18 protein-coding genes, 1 tRNA gene and 1 riboswitch are annotated in these 19036 nt (G+C 71.2%); of the genes, 3 read left to right on the forward strand and 16 right to left on the reverse strand.

Annotated elements, in window-relative coordinates; translation table 11 throughout:
* From BM393_RS02465 to BM393_RS02525, 13 genes are all read right to left on the reverse strand, one after another.
* Window positions 1-954, reverse strand: coding sequence for an ABC transporter ATP-binding protein (locus BM393_RS02465; RefSeq protein ID WP_310732141.1), 954 nt, complete (start codon window positions 952-954; stop codon window positions 1-3).
* Window positions 951-2000 carry an iron ABC transporter permease gene (locus tag BM393_RS02470; RefSeq protein WP_091721315.1) on the reverse strand — a complete coding sequence of 350 codons (1050 nt, stop codon included), beginning with the start codon at window positions 1998-2000 and terminating at the stop codon, window positions 951-953. The genes BM393_RS02465 and BM393_RS02470 overlap by 4 nt, the downstream gene beginning before the upstream one ends.
* Complete coding sequence (locus BM393_RS02475; protein WP_310732142.1) at window positions 2000-2938, reverse strand: ABC transporter substrate-binding protein; 939 nt, start codon at window positions 2936-2938, stop codon at window positions 2000-2002. The genes BM393_RS02470 and BM393_RS02475 overlap by 1 nt, the downstream gene beginning before the upstream one ends.
* Window positions 2935-3561: a bifunctional adenosylcobinamide kinase/adenosylcobinamide-phosphate guanylyltransferase gene (gene cobU, locus BM393_RS02480; RefSeq protein ID WP_091721319.1), complete on the reverse strand. Its 627-nt coding sequence runs from the start codon at window positions 3559-3561 to the stop codon at window positions 2935-2937. The genes BM393_RS02475 and cobU overlap by 4 nt, the downstream gene beginning before the upstream one ends.
* A gap of 83 nt (window positions 3562-3644) precedes the next feature.
* Window positions 3645-5564, reverse strand: coding sequence for a TonB-dependent siderophore receptor (locus BM393_RS02485; protein WP_091721322.1), 1920 nt, complete (start codon window positions 5562-5564; stop codon window positions 3645-3647).
* 108 nt (window positions 5565-5672) lie between these two features.
* A riboswitch (cobalamin riboswitch) is annotated at window positions 5673-5940 on the reverse strand.
* Window positions 5936-6514 (reverse strand): hypothetical protein, encoded by a 579-nt coding sequence (locus tag BM393_RS02490; protein ID WP_091721325.1) that lies wholly within the window; start codon window positions 6512-6514, stop codon window positions 5936-5938. Its footprint overlaps the riboswitch before it by 5 nt.
* A 1-nt stretch (window position 6515) precedes the next feature.
* Window positions 6516-7256 carry an aminoacyl-tRNA hydrolase gene (gene pth, locus BM393_RS02495; RefSeq protein ID WP_091721328.1) on the reverse strand — a complete coding sequence of 247 codons (741 nt, stop codon included), beginning with the start codon at window positions 7254-7256 and terminating at the stop codon, window positions 6516-6518.
* Window positions 7257-7368: 112 nt separating this feature from the next.
* A complete protein-coding gene (locus BM393_RS02500; protein ID WP_091721331.1) occupies window positions 7369-7986 on the reverse strand; it encodes a 50S ribosomal protein L25/general stress protein Ctc in 618 nt (205 codons plus the stop codon).
* 117 nt (window positions 7987-8103) lie between these two features.
* Window positions 8104-9066 (reverse strand): ribose-phosphate pyrophosphokinase, encoded by a 963-nt coding sequence (locus BM393_RS02505; RefSeq protein WP_091721334.1) that lies wholly within the window; start codon window positions 9064-9066, stop codon window positions 8104-8106.
* A 67-nt stretch (window positions 9067-9133) separates the two neighbouring features.
* Window positions 9134-9210 (reverse strand) — tRNA-Gln (locus BM393_RS02510).
* Window positions 9211-9248: 38 nt separating this feature from the next.
* Window positions 9249-10352: a 4-(cytidine 5'-diphospho)-2-C-methyl-D-erythritol kinase gene (gene ispE / locus BM393_RS26405; RefSeq protein ID WP_091721337.1), complete on the reverse strand. Its 1104-nt coding sequence runs from the start codon at window positions 10350-10352 to the stop codon at window positions 9249-9251.
* Window positions 10353-10463: 111 nt separating this feature from the next.
* Window positions 10464-11048: an outer membrane lipoprotein LolB gene (locus tag BM393_RS02520; RefSeq protein WP_091721340.1), complete on the reverse strand. Its 585-nt coding sequence runs from the start codon at window positions 11046-11048 to the stop codon at window positions 10464-10466.
* Window positions 11048-12862 carry a tetratricopeptide repeat protein gene (locus BM393_RS02525; protein WP_091721343.1) on the reverse strand — a complete coding sequence of 605 codons (1815 nt, stop codon included), beginning with the start codon at window positions 12860-12862 and terminating at the stop codon, window positions 11048-11050. The genes BM393_RS02520 and BM393_RS02525 overlap by 1 nt, the downstream gene beginning before the upstream one ends.
* A 91-nt stretch (window positions 12863-12953) precedes the next feature.
* Between BM393_RS02525 and mutM the strand changes: the two genes are divergently transcribed.
* From mutM to BM393_RS02540, 3 genes are all read left to right on the forward strand, one after another.
* Window positions 12954-13805 (forward strand): bifunctional DNA-formamidopyrimidine glycosylase/DNA-(apurinic or apyrimidinic site) lyase, encoded by an 852-nt coding sequence (gene mutM, locus BM393_RS02530; RefSeq protein ID WP_091721346.1) that lies wholly within the window; start codon window positions 12954-12956, stop codon window positions 13803-13805.
* 11 nt (window positions 13806-13816) lie between these two features.
* The gene (gene mutY, locus BM393_RS02535) at window positions 13817-14929 is read left to right on the forward strand and encodes an A/G-specific adenine glycosylase (RefSeq protein ID WP_091724955.1); all 1113 of its coding nucleotides are present in this window, start codon (window positions 13817-13819) and stop codon (window positions 14927-14929) included.
* Window positions 14930-15079: 150 nt separating this feature from the next.
* Complete coding sequence (locus tag BM393_RS02540; RefSeq protein ID WP_091721350.1) at window positions 15080-15439, forward strand: hypothetical protein; 360 nt, start codon at window positions 15080-15082, stop codon at window positions 15437-15439.
* A 9-nt stretch (window positions 15440-15448) separates the two neighbouring features.
* On the opposite strand, the gene rapZ is transcribed toward BM393_RS02540, so the two are convergent.
* Genes rapZ through BM393_RS02555 form a run of 3 tightly spaced genes read right to left on the reverse strand, consistent with a single transcriptional unit; the run spans window position 15449 to window position 18974 of the window.
* Complete coding sequence (rapZ, locus tag BM393_RS02545) at window positions 15449-16375, reverse strand: RNase adapter RapZ (RefSeq protein ID WP_091721353.1); 927 nt, start codon at window positions 16373-16375, stop codon at window positions 15449-15451.
* A complete protein-coding gene (recN, locus tag BM393_RS02550) occupies window positions 16372-18099 on the reverse strand; it encodes a DNA repair protein RecN (RefSeq protein WP_175538160.1) in 1728 nt (575 codons plus the stop codon). The genes rapZ and recN overlap by 4 nt, the downstream gene beginning before the upstream one ends.
* Window positions 18099-18974 carry an NAD kinase gene (locus BM393_RS02555; protein ID WP_091721359.1) on the reverse strand — a complete coding sequence of 292 codons (876 nt, stop codon included), beginning with the start codon at window positions 18972-18974 and terminating at the stop codon, window positions 18099-18101. The genes recN and BM393_RS02555 overlap by 1 nt, the downstream gene beginning before the upstream one ends.
* Window positions 18975-19036: the final 62 nt, after the last annotated feature.

Below are 19036 nucleotides of genomic sequence, written 5' to 3' on the forward strand. Positions count from 1 at the left end.
TCATGCATTGAGCGCCACCCATCGGCCTTGCACCTGCAGGATCAGCAGGCGGTGGTGGAAGACGCGCTGCAGCGCGTCGTGCGTGGCGGGGTCGTGGGGCGGGCCCTGGTGGACGATGCGGCCGCCATCCATGACGACCAGCGTGTCCGCCTGCAGCGCGACATTGAGTTCATGCAGCACGCTGACCACCGCGCCGCCCGCCGCGACGCGGCCGCGCACGATGCGCGCCCAGTCGCTCTGGTGCGGCGGATCCAGGTGGGCCAGCGGCTCGTCCATCAGCAGCACGCCGGAATGCACCGCCAGCGCCCGCGCCAGCAGCACCCGCTGGCGCTCGCCGCCGGAGAGGCTGCCCAGCGCGCGGTCCCGCCAGTCCCAGCTCTGCGTCTGGCGCATCGCATGCTCGACCGCGGCATGGTCGGCCGCGCTCGCCGGCGCCAGCCAGGGCTGGTGGGGCAGGCGGCCGAGCATCGCGATGTCGTAGGCGGTCAGGTCCTCGGACGCGGTCTCGTTCTGGCCCAGCCACGCGACCTGGCGCGCACGCGCCTTCGCCGGCCAGGTCGGCCACGGCTTGCCGTCCAGCGTCAGCGTGCCGTCGAAGGGCAGCAGGCCGGCGATCGCGCGCAGCAGCGTGGACTTGCCGGCGCCGTTCGGGCCGACGATGGCCGTCCACGCGCGCGGCGCGGGCGCCAGCGACAGCGGGTGCAGGACCTGGCGGTGGCCCAGCGACAGCGCGCGGAGCTCGATGCGCAGCGCGGGCACGTGGCCGAGCGTCACGGCGTCGGGCGCCGTCGCGGCACCGCCGGTGAGGCCAGCATCCATGGCGACGGTGGCGGACGCGACATCGGCCGCGGTCGCGGACGTGCTCGCGTCCCCGGTCGCGAAGGATGCGCCAGAGCTTGTGGGCACGCCGCCAGCGCCTGGCCGGCCGCCGTCGTCGAATCGGGCGGCGCTCATTGGCCGCCTCCCGCGCCGCCGAAATGCGCCTTGCGTCTATGCATCAGCCACAGCAGGTAGCTGCCGCCCAGCAGCGCGGTGATGATGCCCACCGGCAGTTCCTGCGGCGCGATGACCCAGCGGGCGGCGATGTCGGCCGCCAGCAGCAGCGCGCCGCCGGTCAGCGCGGACAGCAGCAGCAGCGCGCCATGCGTCGTCGGTCCCCAGCTGCGCACCAGGTGCGGCGCGACCAGGCCGACGAAGGCGATCAGCCCGCACTGCGCGACCGCCGCGCCCGTCGCCAGCGAGAGCGCCGCGATCAGCAGCAGCCGGATGAGCGTGAGGCGCTGGCCCAGCGAGCGGGCGGTGTCCTCGCCCAGCGTCAGCGCGTCCAGCGTGCGGCTGCAGCCGAGCGCCGTCAGCAGGCACAGGCCCAGGGCGACGGCCATGACCTGCACCGCGCTCCAGCCGACATAACCGGTGCTGCCCAGCATGAAGGCCTGCATCGCGCGCAGGATGTCGGGGTTCATGAGCGTCAGCAGCGCGGCGCCTGAGCCCAGCACCACGCCGACGACGACCCCGGCCAGCAGCAGGCGCAGGCTCTGCGTGACGCCGCGCGCCAGCACCAGCGTGAGCAGCACCGCGCCGATGGCGCCGACGAAGGCCGCGCCGGTCATGCCGACGCGCAGCGCCAGCGCCGCCGCCGCCGGCGAGATGCCCATGACGAAGAGCAGCGCGGCCACGCCCAGCGATGCGCCGGCGGAGCAGCCGAGCAGGTAGGGATCGGCCAGCGGGTTGCGGAACAGGCCCTGCGCGACCGCGCCGGCCAGCGCCAGCAGCGCGCCCGCCAGCCAGGCGCCGAGGGAGCGCGGCGCGCGGATGTCCCAGAGGATCAGCCGCATCGTGTCGCCGGCCTCGGTCCAGGGACTCCAGCCCAGGCTGCCGATCGCCAGGCCCAGCGCGAGCAGCACCGCGCCCAGCACGAGCAGCGCGACGAACTGCGCGGCGGTCCTGGCGGACGCGGCCGATGCGGCCGATGCAGCCGACGGAGCGGACTTGGCGCGCATCAGCGCATGCCTCCGGGCGGGGCGTTGAAGGGCGTGGTCGGCCAGGCCACCGGCCCCTGCGCCGCCTCGCGCAGGCAGCGCGCCATCAGCGCCGCGGCTTCCGACATGCGCGGGCCGGGGCGCACCAGCACGTCGGACTCGGCCGGCACCCAGACGCAGATGCGCTGCTGCTTGACGGCGCGGATCGCGGACCAGCCCGGCCGCTGCGGCAGGCCCGCGGCGTTGCGCTGGCCGACCATGATCACCTGCGGGTCGGCGCGGACGATGAACTCGGGATTGAGCTTGGGGAAGGGCCCGAGCTCGGCCGGGATGATGTTCTTCGCGCCGAGCCGGGCCAGGATCTCGCCCATGAAGGAGGCGGTGCCGGCGCCATAGGGTCCGGCGTCGACCTCGTAATAGACGCTCAGCCCGCGCGCGGCCGGCGGCAGCGTGGCGGCGCTCTGCGCGATGTGGCCGTCGACCCGGTTCCACAGGCGGCGCGCGTCGTCCTCCTTGCCGAGCAGCCGGCCCATCTTGCCCAGCACCCGCTGGACGTCGTTCATGCTCTTGGGCTCCAGCGCCAGGACACGCAGGCCCAAGCCCTCCAGGCGATCGATGACGCGCGCCGAGACGCCGGCCACGACGACGTCGGGCTTGAGCGCGACCAGGGCCTCGATGCTGGTGTCGTCCAGGCCGCCGAGCCGGGGCAGCTTCTGCACGCTGGCGGGGAAGTTGGAGAAGCGGTCGACGCCCACGACCTTGGCGCAATCGCCCAGCTCGCAGATGGTCTCGGTCAGCGAAGGCAGCAGGCTGACGATGCGCCGCGGCACGTCCGGCAAGGTCACCGTGTGCCCGCGGTCGTCCTGGATCGTGATCGGCGCGGCGACCGCCGAGGTCGCGGTCAGCACCAGCGTGGCCAGCGACAACGCGGCGCGGCTCAGGGGTCCCATCGACTTCATCGCTTGTTCTCCTCGTTGTCCGTGGCGTCGACGCGCTCGCGGGCGGCGGCCTCGTTGTCGTCCTGGTCCTCGTCGAGCGGCTCGACCGGACGCGTCCACGGTTGGCCGGCCACCATCAGCGTCAGCTCGCCGCACTGCCGCGCGACCTGCTGGTTGAGCCGGCCGAGTTCGTCCACATAGGCGCGCACCTCGCGGCCCATCGGCATCACGCCCCATCCGACCTCGTTGGACACGAAGATCACCGGCGAGGCCAGCGTCGGCAGCAGGCGCCGCAGTCCGGAGCACTCGGCGCGCCAGTCGTCCAGGCGCGGCGCGCCGGCCATCGGCATCAGCCAGTTGGTGAGCCACAGCGTCAGGCAGTCGACGACCAGCAGCCGCTGGGGCGATGCCGCCGCCCGCAGCGCCTCGCACAGCCGCAGCGGCGCCTCGACGGTGTCGAAGCCGGCCGGACGGTCGGCGCGGTGGCGGGCGATGCGCTCGCGCATCTCGTCGTCATGGGCCTCGGCGGTCGCGACCACCGTGACCCGATGGCCCGGCGTGCGCGCCCAGCGCAGCGCGAGGCGCTCCGCATGGCGCGACTTGCCGCTGCGCTGGCCGCCGACGATCAGGTGATGAGCAGGCATCCGAGGCTCCGGGGCGAAGGGGAAGTGCGGACCTTACCGCGAGGGTCCGCGTGGCGGGGAACGACGGTCGAGGCGGGCAGCGTTCACAGCGTGGGCGCGTAGCGCAGCATCACGAACCAGGTCCGGCCCGCCTGGTTGTAGAAGTTCGCCGTCTGGTACTGGCGGTTGAACGCGTTGTCGACGTTCAGCTGCAGGCGCCAGTCCTTGGCGAACGCGAACTGCGCGTCCAGGTTGAGCAGGCCGTAGCCGCCGAGCCGGGTCTTGTTGGCGGCGTCGTCGAAGCGCTCGCCGGAGCCGACCAGGTTCGCGCCCAGCGTCCAGGCGCGCAGCGTCGTTTCGGCGCGCAGCGTGCCGAAGCGCTTGGCGCGGCGCTGCAGCTGGCGGCCGGTGTTGGCGTCGGTCGGGTCGAGGAAGTCGGCGGTGGCGCTGAGCTTGACCGCGCCCAGGGTCGCGCCGCCCTTCAGGCTGGTGCCCTTGAGCATCGCGCGCGCGACGTTGGTGTAGCAGCCGGTCGTGGAGCGGCAGCTGCCCGCGGCGCCGAAGGCGATCAGGTCGCTGACGCGGTTGCGGAAGGTGGTGATGGCGAAGTCCAGGTCGCCCTGGGCCCAGGCCAGGCCGGCCTCGCGGTTGTGGCCGCGCTCCGGCCGCAGTTCCGGGAAGCCCCGGCTGATGTCCGGGCCGTAGACGCTGCCGCGGTGGAACAGCGTCGGCGCGCGGAAGGCGTTGCCGGCCGAGGCCGTCACCCGCCAGCCGCCACCGAGCCGGTAGCCGGCCGCCAGGCTGCCGGTGTCGATGCCGCCGAACTCGCTGTCGTCGTCATGGCGACCGTGCGCCTGCAGGCTCAGCGCGCCCAGCGTGCCGAGGTAGCTCAGGCCGATCGCGTTCTGGCTGCGCGTGCCGGCGCCGCCGCCGACCAGGTCGGCGTTGACGAGGCGGTCCTCACGACGCTCCAGCACGCCATTGAGCTGGTGCGCGGCATTGATCCGGTAGAAGCCCAGCAGCGAGGCGCTGCGGATGCGGGTTCTGGTCAGGTAGGGGGCGCTGGGGCGCGTCTCGTAGTTCTCTTCGGACTGGCCGACGGAGAGCTGCGTCGACAGCGCCTGCGACCAGACCGACTTCAGGCTGAGCTTGGCGGCGATGGATTCGGTGATGCCGCGGTCGTCGGCGTTCTTGCCGGCGTCGTAGCCGATGTCGCTGCGGCTCTTCAGGCCGAGCAGCTCCAGGCGCTGGCCCTCGGCGATGCGGCCGCCCAGGCGCAGGCTGCCGTTGTAGTTGCGCCAGCCGTCCTTGTCGGCATTGAAGCTCCTGCTGGTCGTGAGGCCGTAGGCGTTGAAGCCGGTGCCACGGTCGACGGCCAGCGAGCCGGCGTAGTCGAAGTCCGCACTGCCGCCCAGCAGCGAGACGTCGGCCTTGACCTGGCCGAGGTTGCCGCCGCCGACGCCCAGGTCCAGCTGCGGCCGGCCACTGCCCTGGCGCGTGAAGATCTGCACCACGCCGCCGATGGCGTCGGAGCCGTACAGCGCGCTGGCCGGGCCCTTGAGCACCTCGACGCGATCGATCAGCGAGACCGGCAGGTTCTCCCAGCGCGCGCCGCCGGTGGACTGGCCGTCGATGCGCACGCCGTCGATCAGGACGACGGTGTGGCGGGTCTCGGCGCCACGGATGAAGACGGAGGTGGTGTTGCCCGGCCCGCCGTTGTTGGTCATCTGCAGGCCGGCGACGTTGCGCAGCAGCGCGGCGACGTTGCCGAAGCCCTGGCGCTCGATGGTGTCGCGGTTGATGACGGCGAGGTCGGCGGCGATGTCGCCCAGCCGCATCGGGCTGCGCGAGCCGGTGACGGTGACTTCGTCGAGCCGGCTCGCGGGAGCGGTGGCGTCGGCCGAGGAAACGTCCGGGGTGGAGGAGGGCGCGGACTGCGCGAAGGCCGTGGCGGCGAGCGCCAGCGGCGTGAAGGCGAGCAGCGAGCGGGCACCGGCGCGCGCGCGCGAAACGAACGGAAGCATGAGAACGGACCAACGACGGGTTCAGGGCCCTGCTCACCCGCAGGACGTCTGAGGAACGATGCCGCCGGCTGCGTCGTCGATCCACCGGGTGGGCGGGTCGGGATCGGCTGGCGGGCACCACCTGTTGGCCGGTATCCGGGCTGGTGGCCGCTGCCTGTGTCCTTCCCAGCGCGGGCGCGCCAGTGGACATGGGGACAGGCAGTGCCGGCGGCGCGCCGGGTCCTTCGTCAGGATCCGGGGCGCGCGGCCGGCGGCCACTTACCGTTGCGGGGACAGCTCAGGTTGGCTCGCGCATCGGCGATGCGCCCGCTTCCTGATTCCCGTTTAACTGCACGGACGCAATGTCCGCGCGAGCACCAACGGCGCGCATTCTAGCGAGGTGTTTCCGCCTCGCCGCGTCTGGGCAGTGGCTGGAGCGCGCCATCGCCGACCATCGCGGGCGCCTTCTTGCCGGGCTTGGTCGTCGGCTTGGGCGGCAGCGACGGGTCGGGCGACTTCGGCAGCTTGGGCTTCTTCCTGGGCGGCTGCTTCGGATCCTTGGGCTTGGGCTTCTTCGGATCGGCGGGCTTGGAGGGGCGCGTCGACGCCTTCGGCGGCCGGGGTTCGATGGAGCCGTCGATGCCGGCGGCGGCGGGCGCGGGCGATTGCGCCGCGAGGCGTTCGCGTTCGCGCTGCCGCGTTGCGAGCTCGCGGGACTCGTCGGCGGCGCGCTTTCGGGCGGCGGCGGCCTCCTTCGGATCGACGCGGTCCTGCGGCAGGTCCAGCGCCTGCGACGGGCCGTCGGGGCAGGGGCTGTCGCGCAGGTCCAGGCCCTGCGGGCCGCAGCGGTAGTAGCCGAAGGTGCGTTCCTGCGCGGGCTTGGGCTTGGCGCTCTCGGGCTGCGCGTGCGCCGCGCCGAACATGAGGACCAGCACAACAGTCATCAGGATCGAGGGGGCGCGCGTCGGCATGTCAGGCTCCGGAGGTCGGGGGAACGGGATCGGGAACGGGGGGAGTGGACGTCGCCGGCGTGGCGGCGGCCGACGCCCCCATCGGTGGGGCGTCCGCCGGGGCGCCTGTCGGGGCGCCCGGTTTCGGCGGCAGGTGGGCGGGGCGGGGGGGCTTGGGTCTGGGCGGCTTGGCATGCAGCAGCGCCACGGCCTTGGCCATGTCGCCGGCGGTCATCAGCTTGAAGGCCTCGAAGGACTTGGCGATGCTGTCCTCCACCGCCTGGCGCTCCGCCAGCGGCGGCTTGCGCAGCACGTAGCCGGCAACCTCGCCCTTGTGGCCCGGATGGCCGATGCCCAGCCGCAAGCGCCAGAAGTTCGCGCTGCCCAGCTGGGCCTGCATGTCCTTCAGGCCGTTGTGGCCGGCGTTGCCGCCGCCCTGCTTGAGCTTGAGCTCGCCCGGCGCGATCTCGAGCTCGTCGTGGATCGCCAGGATCTCCTCCGGCGCGATCTTGAAGAAACGCGCCAGCGCCGCCACCGACTTGCCGGAGAGATTCATGTAGGTCATGGGCTGCAGCAGCCAGATCGGACCGGCGGCGCCCGGCGCATCGTTGACGCGCGCCACCAGGCCGAAGTACTTGGTGTCCAGCTGCGGCGTGACCTTGAGGCCGCGCGCCAGCGCGTCGATCCACCAGAACCCGGCGTTGTGCCGCGTGTCCTCATATTCCGGGCCGGGATTGCCCAAGCCGACAAAGAGACGAATCATGGGGAGGAATTATCAGCGTCGAGCCCAAATGCAGAAGGCCCCGCAAGCGGGGCCTTCTTCGGGGCGATGGACACGTGCCTCGTCAGCTGCATGCCCGTCGCAGAGGAAGAAATTACTTCTTCTTCTTTTTCTTGTCGTCCGCGGCCGGAGCGGCGGCCACCACGATCTCTTCCACGACCGGGGGCACCGGGGTGGCGACGACCGGGTTCGGCTTGCCGTGCGTCACGACCTTGATGTGATCGGCCAGCTTCAGGTCGTTCACATGGATCGAGTGACCCATCGTCAGGTTGCTCAGGTCCACTTCGATGAACTCGGGCAGCTGTTGCGCCAGGCAGGTGATTTCCAGCTGGGTCAGCACGTGGTTCACGGTGCCCTTGTCGGTCTTGACGGCCGGCGACTCGGCTTCACCGACGAAGTGCAGCGGCACCTTCTTGGTGATGCGGGTCGTGGCGTCGACGCGCTGGAAGTCCACGTGCAGCACTTGCTGCTTGTACGGGTGCATCTGGAAGTCACGCAGCAGCACTTGCGTGGTCTTGCCGTCCACTTCCATGTCGAGGATGGAGCTGTGGAAAGCTTCCTTCTTCATGGCGTGGTACAGCGCGTTGTGGTCCAGCTCGACCAGGGCCGGCTCGCCAGCACCGTAGACGATGCCGGGCACCTTGCCGGCGAAACGCAGGCGGCGGCTCGCTCCGGTCCCCTGCTGCTTACGCTCGAAAGCGACGAATTTCATATCTGACTCCAAATTGACGGAGCACCCCCATGGCGCTCCGGTTGAAGGCCCCGCGACCAGGCACCTTCACGAAACGGCCGCTGTCCTCGCGAACAGCGGCCGGAACTGGCAACGCGATCAGAAGTTGTTGTTCTGCTCGCTGAAGAGGGAGGTCACCGATTCACCGTCCGAAATGCGGCGGATGGTTTCGGCGAACAGGAAGGCAACGGACAGCTGGCGGATCTTGCCGCAGGCCTTGGCGGCTTCCGACAGCGGGATCGTGTTGCTGATGACGACTTCGTCCAGGTGGGAGCCGGCGATGCGCTCGATCGCCGGGCCCGACAGGATGGGATGGGTGCAGTAGGCGAAGACGCTCTTGGCGCCGCGGTCCTTCAGCACTTCCGCAGCCTTCACCAGCGTGCCGGCCGTGTCGATCATGTCGTCCATGATCACGCAGTTGCGGCCGTCGATCTCGCCGATGACGTGCATCACTTCCGAGACGTTGGCCGCCGGACGGCGCTTGTCGATGATCGCCAGGTCGCAGCCCAGCTGCTTGGCCAGCGCGCGGGCGCGCACCACGCCGCCGACGTCGGGGCTGACCACCACCAGGTCGCTGTAGTTGCGGGCCTTCAGGTCCGACAGCAGCACCGGCGAGGCGTAGATGTTGTCGACCGGGATGTCGAAGAAGCCCTGGATCTGGTCCGCGTGCAGGTCCATGGTCAGGACGCGCTCGACGCCGACGGTCTCCAGCAGGTTGGCCACGACCTTGGCCGAGATGGGCACGCGCGTCGAACGCGGACGGCGGTCCTGGCGGGCATAACCGAAGTAGGGGATCACGGCGGTGATGCGGCGCGCGCTGGCGCGCTTCAACGCATCGACCATGATCAGCAGCTCCATCAGGTTCTCGTTCGTGGGCGCGCAGGTGGGCTGGATCACGAACACGTCGCGGGCGCGGACGTTCTGCTGGATCTCGACCGTCACTTCACCGTCGGAAAAACGACCGACCACGGCCTTGCCGAGCTCGAGGCCCAGATGCGAGGCGATTTCCTTGGAGAGGGACGGGTTAGCGTTACCCGTGAAGAGGACGGTATTGAGCAGCACGACGGGCCATCCTTAGATTTATGGCCCGGTGGCCAACCCAGCGGGTCCCGGATTGAAACTGAGAATTTGGCAGGGGAGGAAGGACTCGAACCCTCGCATGTCGGAATCAAAATCCGATGCCTTAACCAACTTGGCGACTCCCCTACACAGGACATTGTTCGAGGAACAACACCCTACAACCTTCAGTCTTCCGCCCAGCCCCGCAAAGGGTGGACCGACAGACTGCGACACATCCTTCCGACCCAACCGTCCGGGAGTTCCTGGAACTCACCTTCCGGTGTCGCCTTGAGATTGCTCTCCAGGCCGGTGACCGTGTCCTTTTCCTGCACCGCGTTTTGCACTGCTGTTTGCGTTGCAATTCGCGAGGGCCGAACTATAGCAAAAACCGCACTGCCTGAACCCGTCATCCGAGAATTTTCGTAGCGGGTTTGCAACCATTCAAGCGCTGTCGATACTTCGTGACTGGCAGCTTCCGCGGGCGGTTGCAGATCATTTCTGCCCCAACCTTCGTACAACTGCTGCACGGGTATTTCTTGCGTTTGGTGATCGCGGCAGATATTGCCTTTGCGTTCACCCGAGCTATTGGCTTCGTCGCTTGGAAAATCCGCTACCGGGGTAACCAGACTATCTTCGCTGCGTCTGCCGTTCGCTGCAGGAAAGCCCGCTACTATAGCCACGCTTTCCGACCTTTGCAACAGCGGGCTCGAAAAAATTTCCTTGGTGCCGATGCTGACCGCGGGTTTGACCACCGCCAGGCGCAACTCGGGCACCGCCACCGGGGTGAGGACCTCGCCGATGCCTTCGACGAAGGCATTGCGCCCGCCGACGAAGAACGGCACGTCTGCGCCCAGTTGGAGCGCGATCGGCAATAGCCGCCGACGGGACCAGTTCAGCCCCCACAGCCGGTTCAGCGCCAGCAGCGTGCTGGCGGCATCCGAGGATCCGCCGCCCATGCCCGCGCCCGAGGGCAGGCGCTTCTCGATGTGGATGTCGGCGCCGAAGGCGCAGCCGCTGGCCTGCTGCAGCGCACGCGCGGCGCGCAGGCAGAGGTCGTCCGCCGGCAGCGCGTCGCCGCGGTCGTGGCGGCGCAGCGCGCCGTCCTCGCGGCGCTCGAAATGCAGCGTGTCAGTCCAGTCGACCAGCACGAACAGCGACTGCAGCAGGTGATAGCCGTCCGCCCGCTTGCCCACCACGTGCAGGAACAGGTTGAGTTTGGCCGGCGCCGGCACGTCGTAGAGCGCCTTCAAGGGCGCAGCGGTGGAAATCGGGATCATGGGCGTCGACATGGCGGCGCAGTATGCCGCCGAGTATTCAGGGGCCGTGCGTGCGATTAACGAGCCGCGCGCGATTCCCTCGTGAAAAGTGCTCGAAAAATACCCCGGCGCCACGCCGGGATATCAAGGGCTGACGGGCGCGTCGAGTTTCAGGCGCAGCGTCGCCAGCGGTTCGGATCCATTCGGGTTGAGGCGCTGGGCGGAGATCAGCTGGTCGCCGAAGCGGCGTAGGTCCACCTGCCAGCCCAGTTGCTGGAAGCCGGTGCCGTCCGCCGCCCGCGACGGCGCCTGCGGCCAGGGCCGCCCGCGCAGCCAGTCGAACAGGGCCTGCACGGGCAGCGCCTCGCCGAGCAGCTCCTGCGTCAGCGCGTCGATGTCGTCGTAGGCGCGGTCGCCGTCGGGCGTCTTGACCCAGGCGGAGCCCGGCTGCCACGACACCCGCGCGACCAGGCTGCCCATCGGCGTGCTCATTTCGAGCTGGCCGCGGCGGGGATCGCCGAGCAGCTCGAAGCTGGCGTTGACGTTCTGCCCGCGCGGCTGGCCACCGGGGCCGGCCGGCACGATCAGCCCGAACTTGCCGGTCAGGCGGGGCGCCTGCGCCAGCGCGGCGGCGTCCGCGCCCGAGGCCCGGGGCACCGAGCTGCAACCGGCGAGCGCCGTCGCCCCGAGAACGGCCAGCGCGCCGAGGTGGAATTGCCGCCGCCGCATCAGGGACGGACCTGCAGGCGTTGCATCACCGACTGCAGCGCCTCGTTGCGCGGATCGCGTCTGGCGGCATCGGCGAGGACGCGGCGCGCCTCGTCCTGCTGGCCGGCGGCCCAGAGCACCTCGCCGAGGTGGGCGGCGATCTCCGCGTCCGGGCGCGAGCCGTAGGCCTGGCGCAGCAGCCGCTCGGCCTCGCCCAGCCGGCCGAGGCGGAATTCCACCCAGCCCATGCTGTCGACGATGAAGGGCTCGCCCGGCGCGAAGCTCAGCGCCTTGGAGATCAGGTCGCGCGCCTCCTGCAGCCGCTCGTTGCGATCGGCCAGCGAGTAACCCAGGGCGTTGTACGCGTGGTAGTGCTGCGGCTTGAGCTGGATGACCTTCTGCAGCAGCGCTTCCATCTCCTGCGCCCGGCCGAGCTTCTCGGCCATCATCGACTGCTCGTAGATCAGGTCCGCATCCTCGGGCGACTGCTTGATCGCCTGGCCGAGCAGGTCGTAGGCGGCCTGCCACTGCTTGTTTTCGCGCAGCAGCTGGGATTCGGCCAGCACGCGGGCGCGGCGGTCCTGGTCGCGGTCGGCGGGCAGTTGCCGCAGCAGTTCGCGGCCCTCGTCGAGCCGGCCCTGGCGCGCCAGCAGCGAGGCGCGGCGGTAGGCGATGTCCAGGTTGCCCGGCGCGGCCTCGATGCCGGCCAGGCGCTTCTCGGCGGTCTTGAAGTCGCCGCGCATCTCCGCGGCCTGTGCCAGCAGCAGCTGGCCCTGCAGGCGGGCTTCCTTGTCGGCCTTGTCCAGGCCGGCTGCCGCGATCGCGCGCTCCGCCAGCGAGGACGAGTCGCCGCCGGGCTTGTCCACCAGCTTCAGATAGCGCTGCAGCGCGGTCTCGGCCGCGTCGGGATGCTGCAAATCCAGCTCCAGCGCGCCCAGCGCCAGCCAGTGGGACGCGTCCTCGGGCGACTCCTGCGTCAGCACGCGGAACTCCCGCGCGGCGTCGCCGGGCCGCTGGGCCCGTGCCAGCGCGCGGGCGTAGGCCAGGCGCAGCGCCTGCTTGTCGGGCTTGGCCTGCAGCTCGGCGGTGACCAGCGCCTCGGCCTCGGGGCGGCGCGGCAGCAGCTCCAGCGCCATCAGCAGCGGTTCCTCGCGCTCGGGGAAGTCCTTCGCGGCGGCGCGGACGTGGATCAGCGCGGTCTCGTAGCGGTCCGCGTTCTTGGCGAGCTGGGCCAGCACCAGCAGCGACGAGAAACGCGTCTCCGGCTTCGCGGCGGTCTCGCGCAGCAGCGGCTCGAAGGCCTCCAGCACGCGCGCCGGTTCCGGGCTGCGCTGGAACAGCGCCGGCAGCGCCGCGATCAGCGCGCCGCGGCCGTCGGCCGGCGTCAGCGCCAGCAGCGAGCGCAGCACCGGCGGGATCTCGGCCGGGCGGTTCAGCAGCGCGAGCAACTGGATCTGCGTGCGGTGCGCCTCCAGCGAAGTCGGCAGTGCCTCGCGCCAGGCGCGGGCGGCGATGGCGGCCTGGTCGCCGGCGCGCGACTGCAGCGCGATCTGGACCACGCGGCGGAACAGTTCCTCGTCGTTGCTGCGGCGGGCGGCGTCGAGCAGCACCTGGTAGGCGACGCCGGCCTGGCCGCCCTGGAGCTCGAGCTCGCCGATCAGCAGCTGGTAGAACATCGGCGCGTCGAGGTCGGAATTGACGACCGGCGCCGAGGCGGCGGAGGCGGGCGCGTCGGCCGCGGCCGGCGCTTGCGGGGGCTGGGTCTGGGCGTGGGCGGCGCAGCTCAGGGCGAGGGCGGCTGGGAGCCACCAGCGGTGGCGCACGAGGGCGGGCATGAGGAACTCCTGAACTGGGCGGGAAGGCCTGACGGGCAAGCCGCGGACCATTCTAGGGAAGCGGCGCGGGCGCCGCGCCTATGATTCCGGGATGCCCGAGTTACCGGAAGTTGAAGTTACACGACGAAGTTTTGCGCCGGCCATCGCCGGCGCGCGCGTGCTGGACGTGCGGCTGGGAAAACCACTGCGCTGGCCGCTGGGCGTGGCGGCGGAACGGCTGGTGGGGCGCCGGGTCGGCGAGGCCCAGCGCCGCGGCAAGTACATCTGGCTGCCGCTGGTGGCGACGGCCGAGCAGCCCGGCCATCCGGACGAGAGCGGCGGCGGCCTGTTGCTACACCTGGGCATGTCGGGCTCGCTGGCCTTCCGCGAGCAGCCCCCCGCCGCGGGGCCGCACGACCACTTCGAGCTGGTCACCGACCGCGGCGTGCTGCGCCTGACCGATCCGCGGCGCTTCGGCGCGGTGGTCTGGTCGGACGGACTGGCCGTCGAGCCGGCGGCCAAGCTGCTGGCCCGGATCGGGCTGGAGCCCTTCGACATCGAATTCCACGGCCCCTACCTGCATGACGGTTTCCGCGGCCGGCGCGTGGCGGTGAAGCAGGCGATCCTGGCCGGCGACGTGGTCGTCGGCGCGGGCAACATCTATGCGTGCGAAGCGCTGTTCCTGGCCGGCGTCGATCCGCGCCTGGCGGCGGGCAAGCTGAGCCGGCCGCGCGCCGCCAAGCTGGCGGCGGCGCTGCGGCAGGTGCTGGGCGAGGCGCTCGAGGCCGGCGGCAGCACGCTGCGGGACTTCAAGGATGCGCACGGCGTGGCGGGCAGTTTCCAGATGCAGGCGCGCGTCTATGGCCGCGAGGGCGAACCCTGCCGCGCCTGCGGCACGCCGATCCGGCGCATCGTGCAGGGGCAGCGCTCGACCTTCTTCTGTCCGGTCTGCCAGAAGCGATGAGCGCCAAAGCGATGAGCGCCAGTACGCCAGCCAAGAAGCAAGCCTTGAGAACGACGCCCGACTCCCCGATCCCCGATGCCGACCTGGACGCCCGCGTGGCGGCGCTGCGCGGCGACTTCGCCCCGCGGCTGCTCGCGTGGCAGCGCCGCGAGGGGCGGCACGACCTGCCGTGGCAGAACACGCGCGACCCGTACCGGGTCTGGCTGTCGGAAATCATGCTGCAGCAGACGCAGGTGACGACGGTGCTGGGCTACTACAAGCGCTTCCTGGAGCGCTTCCCCGACGTGGCCGCGCTGGCCGCGGCGCCCAGCGACGAGGTCATGGCCGCCTGGGCCGGGCTGGGCTACTACAGCCGGGCGCGCAACCTGCACAAGTGCGCGCAGGCGGTCGTCGAGCGCCATGGCGGGGCCTTCCCGCGCAGCGCCGCCGAACTGGCGGAGCTGCCGGGCATCGGGCGCTCGACGGCGGCGGCGATCGCGTCTTTCTGCTTCGGCGAGCGCGTGGCCATCCTGGACGGCAACGTCAAGCGCGTGCTGGGCCGGCTGCTGGCCTTCGACGGCGACCAGTCCTCGGCCGCGCAGGAGAAGCGCCTGTGGCGCCAGGCTGAGGCGCTGCTGCCGTCGTCGCCCGAGGACATGCCCGCGTACACGCAGGGCCTGATGGACCTCGGCGCCAGCCTGTGCGCGACGCGCAGCCCGCAGTGCCTGCTGTGCCCGGTGGCGGCGCTGTGCACCGGGCTGGCGCAGGGCGAGCCCACCCGCTATCCGGTCAAGACCAAGAAGCTCAAGCGCGGCCAGCGGGAGAGCTGGTGGCTGTGGCTGGAGCACGAGGGCCGCGTCTGGCTGCAGCAGCGGCCGGCCGAGGGCGTCTGGGGCGGGCTCTGGACGCTGCCGCTGTTCGACGACGAGGCCACGCTGACCGCGCAAAGCGCTGCACTGGGCGTGGCGGCGCCGGAACCGCTGCCGCGGGTCAAGCATGTGCTGACGCATTTCGACTGGCTGCTGCATCCGCGCCGGGCGCTGCTGCCGCGCGAGACGCGGCCGGCGGGCGAAGGCGTGTGGGTCGCGCGTGAGCGGCTGGGCGAGTACGCGCTGCCGGCGCCGCTGAAGAAGCTGCTGGACTGAGGCGGCCGCGCGCTGGGCGGCGACCCCCGGTTTCCGGGTCGGGCGCGGGGTTCCGCCGGTTCCCGGCGGGCGCCGCTCCGTTATGCTCCCGCGATTGCCAGAACGGGCCACGACAGGCCCGCGCACGCCACCACCGCATTCAGGGACACCATGTCGAACGACGTCAAGCCGGGCCGGGCCGCGGCCCTCAAGAGCGCACTGGAATCGGCTTTCATCGCGGTGCTCGCCAGCGGCGTGTGCCTGTGGTTCCTGATCAGCGAGACGCAGGTGCCCGGGGAGGGCGATCCCGCCAAGCTGACCATGTTCGGCCTGGGCCTGTTCGCCGGCCTGTGCGCGCATTTCGCCTACATGGGCATCGCGCTCAAGCGCGCCGGGCGCAACGTGGTGCTGTGGCTGCTGCTGATGCTGGTGTTGATGCCCTTCGCCTCGGTGGTGCTGGGCATCCTGCTGTTCAACCAGGTGCAGGAGATGGAGCAGGCACGCGAGGAGGGCGGCGCGAGCGCCGTCTGAGCGGACGGCTCAGCGGGCGTCCAGCTCGCGGTGCCGCTTCAGCACCTGGCCGTGATACGCGAACTGCTTGGCCAACGTCTCGACGAGATAGACCGAGCGGTGCTGGCCGCCGGTGCAGCCGATGGCCACGGTCAGGTAGCTGCGCTGGTCCTGCGCGAAGTTGGGCAGCCACTGCGCGATGAAGGCGCCGATCTGGCTCAGCATCAAGCGCACCTCCGGCTGGCCTTCCAGATAGGCCGCGACCGGCTCGTCGCGGCCGGTGAAGGGCCGCAGCTCGCGGTCGTAATACGGGTTGGGCAGCACGCGCACGTCGAAGACGAAGTCCGCGTCGCTGGGCACGCCGTGCTTGAACGCGAAGGACTCGAACACCAGCGTCAGCGAGGCGCCGCTGACATGCACCAGGTCCCGCAACCAGCCGCGCAGCTGCGCCGGGCGGAGCTGGCTGCTGTCGATGACGGTGGATTCCATCCGCAGCGGCGTCAGCAGCTCGCGCTCCAGCGCGATCGCCTCCTGCAGCGCGCGGTGGGTGTCGCTGTCCTCGTTGCCGACGCGCAGCGGATGCGGGCGGCGCGTCTCGGAGAAGCGGCGCAGCAGCGTGTCGTCGTCGGCGTCCAGGAAGATCGAGCGCAGCGACACGCCTTCCTGGCGCATGGTCTTGATGTGGCCCAGCAGCTGCGGCAGCGAGCCGGCGCTGCGCACGTCCACCGCGATGGCGACGCGGCGCCAGCCGCGCTGGCGCTCCAGGTCGAGGAACTGCGGCAGCAGCTCGGGCGGCAGGTTGTCGACGCAGAAGAAGCCGGCGTCCTCGAGCGCATGCATCGCGATCGACTTGCCGCCGCCGGACATGCCGGTGACGAGCACCACCTCGCCGCGCGGCGAGTTGGCATTGGGCGTGGCCTGAGGCGCCGGCACCGGCGCGGTGTGGGGCGCGCTCATGGCTTGACCTTCCTGCCGGCGGCCGCGGGCGCGGCGGGCGTGGCGGCCGCGGCAGGCGTGGACTTGGCGGACAGGTCCAGCATCTCCTGCGCATGGGCCAGCGAGGTCGACGACAGGCGCTCGCCGCCGAGCATGCGGGCGATCTCGGCGGTGCGGGCCTCGCCGGCGATGGGGCGGACCTCGGAGTTGGTCTTGCCGTCCTTGAGCGCCTTGGCGACGAGGAAGTGGTGATCGGCGCAGGCGGCGACCTGCGGCAGGTGGGTGACCGCGAGCACCTGCACCCGCTGGCCGAGCTGCTTCATCAGGCGGCCGACGGTTTCGGCGACCGCGCCGCCGACGCCGGCATCGATCTCATCGAAGATCAGCGTGCCGGCGCCGCTGTTCTGCTGGCTGGTGGTGACGGCGATGGCCAGCGCGATGCGCGAGAGCTCGCCGCCCGACGCGACCTTGGCCAGCGGGCGCGGCGTGCTGCCGGCGTGGCCGGCGACGAGGAACTCGGCCGATTCCATCCCGAAGCCCTGCGGCTCGTCCTGCGCCAGCAGCGCGACCTCGAAGCGGCCGCCGGCCATGCCGAGCTGCTGCATCGCCTGCGACACCGCATTCGACAAGGCCGGCGCCGCCTTGGCGCGCGCGGTGCTGACGGCCTTGGCTTCCTTCTGGTAGCGCTTGAGCGCGTCAGCCTGGCGGGCCTGCAGCGCGTCGAGGTCGGAGGCGGCGTCGAGCTGCGCGAGCTCGGCCTTCCATTCGGCCAGCAGCGCCGGCAGCTCGGCCGGCTGGCGGCGATAGCGGCGGGCGAGCGTGACCCAGGCGGACAGGCGGTCGTCGAGCTGCCGCAGCCGGTCCGGATCGAGGTCGGCGGCATGCAGGTAGGCGCCGAGGCTGTGCGCGGCGTCCTGCAACTGGGCTTGCGCGCCCAGCAGCGCGTTGACCGTGTCCTGCAGCCCGGCGTCGTAGCCGAGCACGTCCTGCAGCGCGGACAGCGCTTCGTCGGTCAGCGACTCGGCATTGATCTCGGCCTCCGCGATGCGCTCCAGCGCGCCGCGCGCGGCGTCCATCAGCGATTGCGCATGCGACAGGCGCTGGTGCTCCGCGTTGAGTTCGTCCCACTCGTCGGCGCCGGGCGCGAGGCGGTCGACCTCGCCGATCTGCCAGCTCAGGCGCTCATGCTCGCGCGCCAGGTCGGCCTGCCTGGACTGCGCGGCGCCGAGCGCCTCGCTGGCCTGGCGCCACTCGCTGAAGGCGGCGGCCATCGACCGGGTCTCGATCTGGGCGAAGCTGTCCAGCAACTCGCGCACGCTGGCCGGCCGGGTCAGGCCTTGCCAGGCGTGCTGGCCGTGGATGTCGAGCAGGTGTTCGGCCAGCTCGCGCAGCTGGGCGACGGTGGCGGTGCCGCCGTTGATCCACGCGCGGCTCTTGCCCTGGGCGTCGATGACGCGGCGCAGCAGCAGCGTGTCCTCGGCGCCGTCGGTGGTGTCGAAGCCGGCTTCCTCCAGCCAGGCGGCGAGGGCGGCGGGGCGGTCGAACTCGGCGGAGATCTCGGCGCGGGTGGCACCCTCGCGCACGACGGCGGCGTCGCCGCGCGAGCCCAGGGCCAGCTGCAGCGCGTCGATCAGGATGGACTTGCCGGCGCCGGTCTCGCCGGTGAGGGCGGAGAAACCGGCGGCGAAATCCAGCTCCAGCGCCGGGACGATGACGAAGTCCTTGAGGCTCAGGCGGCGCAGCATCAGGTGTTTCCTTCGTTCCAGCGGAGCTTGCGGCGCAGCGTGGCGTAGTAGGACCAGCCGCGCGGATGCAGGAAGGGTGCGCGGTGCTGGGAGCGGCGCACGGTGATGCAGTCGCCGTGCAGCAGCGAGGCCAGGGATTGCATGTCGAAGTTCACCGAGGCATCGCGGCCGGCGACGATGGTCAGGCGCACCTCGCCGCTGTCGGGCAGGACGATGGGGCGGTTGGAGAGCGCGTGGGACGCGATCGGCAGCAGCACCCAGCCGGCGATGCCGGGGTGGAGGATGGGGCCGCCGGCGGACAGCGCGTAGGCGGTGGAGCCGGTGGGGGTGCCGACGATGACGCCGTCGGCGCGCATGTTGGCGACGAACTCGTCGCCGACGTCCACGCGCAGCTCGACCATGGCGGCGGTGGCGCCGCGGGAGACCACGACGTCGTTCAGGGCCACGCCGGAGAAGATCTGTTCGCCGTCGCGGAAGACGGCGCCTTCGAGCAGGGAGCGGTGCTCGATCTCGAAGTCACCGGCGAGGATGGGGGCGAGGGCGTCGCGGAACTGGTCGGCGGAGATGTCGGTGATGAAGCCCAGGCGGCCCTGGTTGATGCCGACCAGGGGCAGGCCGTAGCGGGCGACCTGGCGGGCGAAGCCGAGCATGGTGCCGTCGCCGCCGACCACGATGGCCAGGTCGCACTGGGTGCCGAGTTCGGCGTGGGTCAATGCGGGGAAGGCGGTGATGCCGGTGCTGTCGGCGGTTTCCTGTTCGAGGGAAACATCCAATCCCTGGGAGGCGACAAAATCGGCAATCTCTTCCAGGATGGGCCGGATGCCCCGGGACTGGGGTTTTCCGACGATGGCCACGTGACGGAAGCGCTTGGACATAGCGCGGAATTACACCACAGCGAGGTGGCGGGGCCGGGGGGCTGGGAAGGGGTGCCGCTGGT

Source organism: Mitsuaria sp. PDC51, assembly GCF_900113225.1.
Lineage (GTDB): Bacteria > Pseudomonadota > Gammaproteobacteria > Burkholderiales > Burkholderiaceae_C > Roseateles.

Bases quoted from the DNA above. Each gene is read 5' to 3' on its own strand.
- BM393_RS02465 (WP_310732141.1), bottom strand. From the start codon at position 954: ATGAGCGCCGCCCGATTCGACGACGGCGGCCGGCCAGGCGCTGGCGGC.
- BM393_RS02470 (WP_091721315.1), bottom strand. From the start codon at position 2,000: ATGCGCGCCAAGTCCGCTCCGTCGGCTGCATCGGCCGCATCGGCCGCG.
- BM393_RS02475 (WP_310732142.1), bottom strand. From the start codon at position 2,938: ATGAAGTCGATGGGACCCCTGAGCCGCGCCGCGTTGTCGCTGGCCACG.
- cobU (WP_091721319.1), bottom strand. From the start codon at position 3,561: ATGCCTGCTCATCACCTGATCGTCGGCGGCCAGCGCAGCGGCAAGTCG.
- BM393_RS02485 (WP_091721322.1), bottom strand. From the start codon at position 5,564: ATGCTTCCGTTCGTTTCGCGCGCGCGCGCCGGTGCCCGCTCGCTGCTC.
- BM393_RS02490 (WP_091721325.1), bottom strand. From the start codon at position 6,514: ATGCCGACGCGCGCCCCCTCGATCCTGATGACTGTTGTGCTGGTCCTC.
- pth (WP_091721328.1), bottom strand. From the start codon at position 7,256: ATGATTCGTCTCTTTGTCGGCTTGGGCAATCCCGGCCCGGAATATGAG.
- BM393_RS02500 (WP_091721331.1), bottom strand. From the start codon at position 7,986: ATGAAATTCGTCGCTTTCGAGCGTAAGCAGCAGGGGACCGGAGCGAGC.
- ispE (WP_091721337.1), bottom strand. From the start codon at position 10,352: ATGTCGACGCCCATGATCCCGATTTCCACCGCTGCGCCCTTGAAGGCG.
- BM393_RS02520 (WP_091721340.1), bottom strand. From the start codon at position 11,048: ATGCGGCGGCGGCAATTCCACCTCGGCGCGCTGGCCGTTCTCGGGGCG.
- BM393_RS02525 (WP_091721343.1), bottom strand. From the start codon at position 12,862: ATGCCCGCCCTCGTGCGCCACCGCTGGTGGCTCCCAGCCGCCCTCGCC.
- mutM (WP_091721346.1), top strand. From the start codon at position 12,954: ATGCCCGAGTTACCGGAAGTTGAAGTTACACGACGAAGTTTTGCGCCG.
- mutY (WP_091724955.1), top strand. From the start codon at position 13,817: ATGAGCGCCAGTACGCCAGCCAAGAAGCAAGCCTTGAGAACGACGCCC.
- BM393_RS02540 (WP_091721350.1), top strand. From the start codon at position 15,080: ATGTCGAACGACGTCAAGCCGGGCCGGGCCGCGGCCCTCAAGAGCGCA.
- rapZ (WP_091721353.1), bottom strand. From the start codon at position 16,375: ATGAGCGCGCCCCACACCGCGCCGGTGCCGGCGCCTCAGGCCACGCCC.
- recN (WP_175538160.1), bottom strand. From the start codon at position 18,099: ATGCTGCGCCGCCTGAGCCTCAAGGACTTCGTCATCGTCCCGGCGCTG.
- BM393_RS02555 (WP_091721359.1), bottom strand. From the start codon at position 18,974: ATGTCCAAGCGCTTCCGTCACGTGGCCATCGTCGGAAAACCCCAGTCC.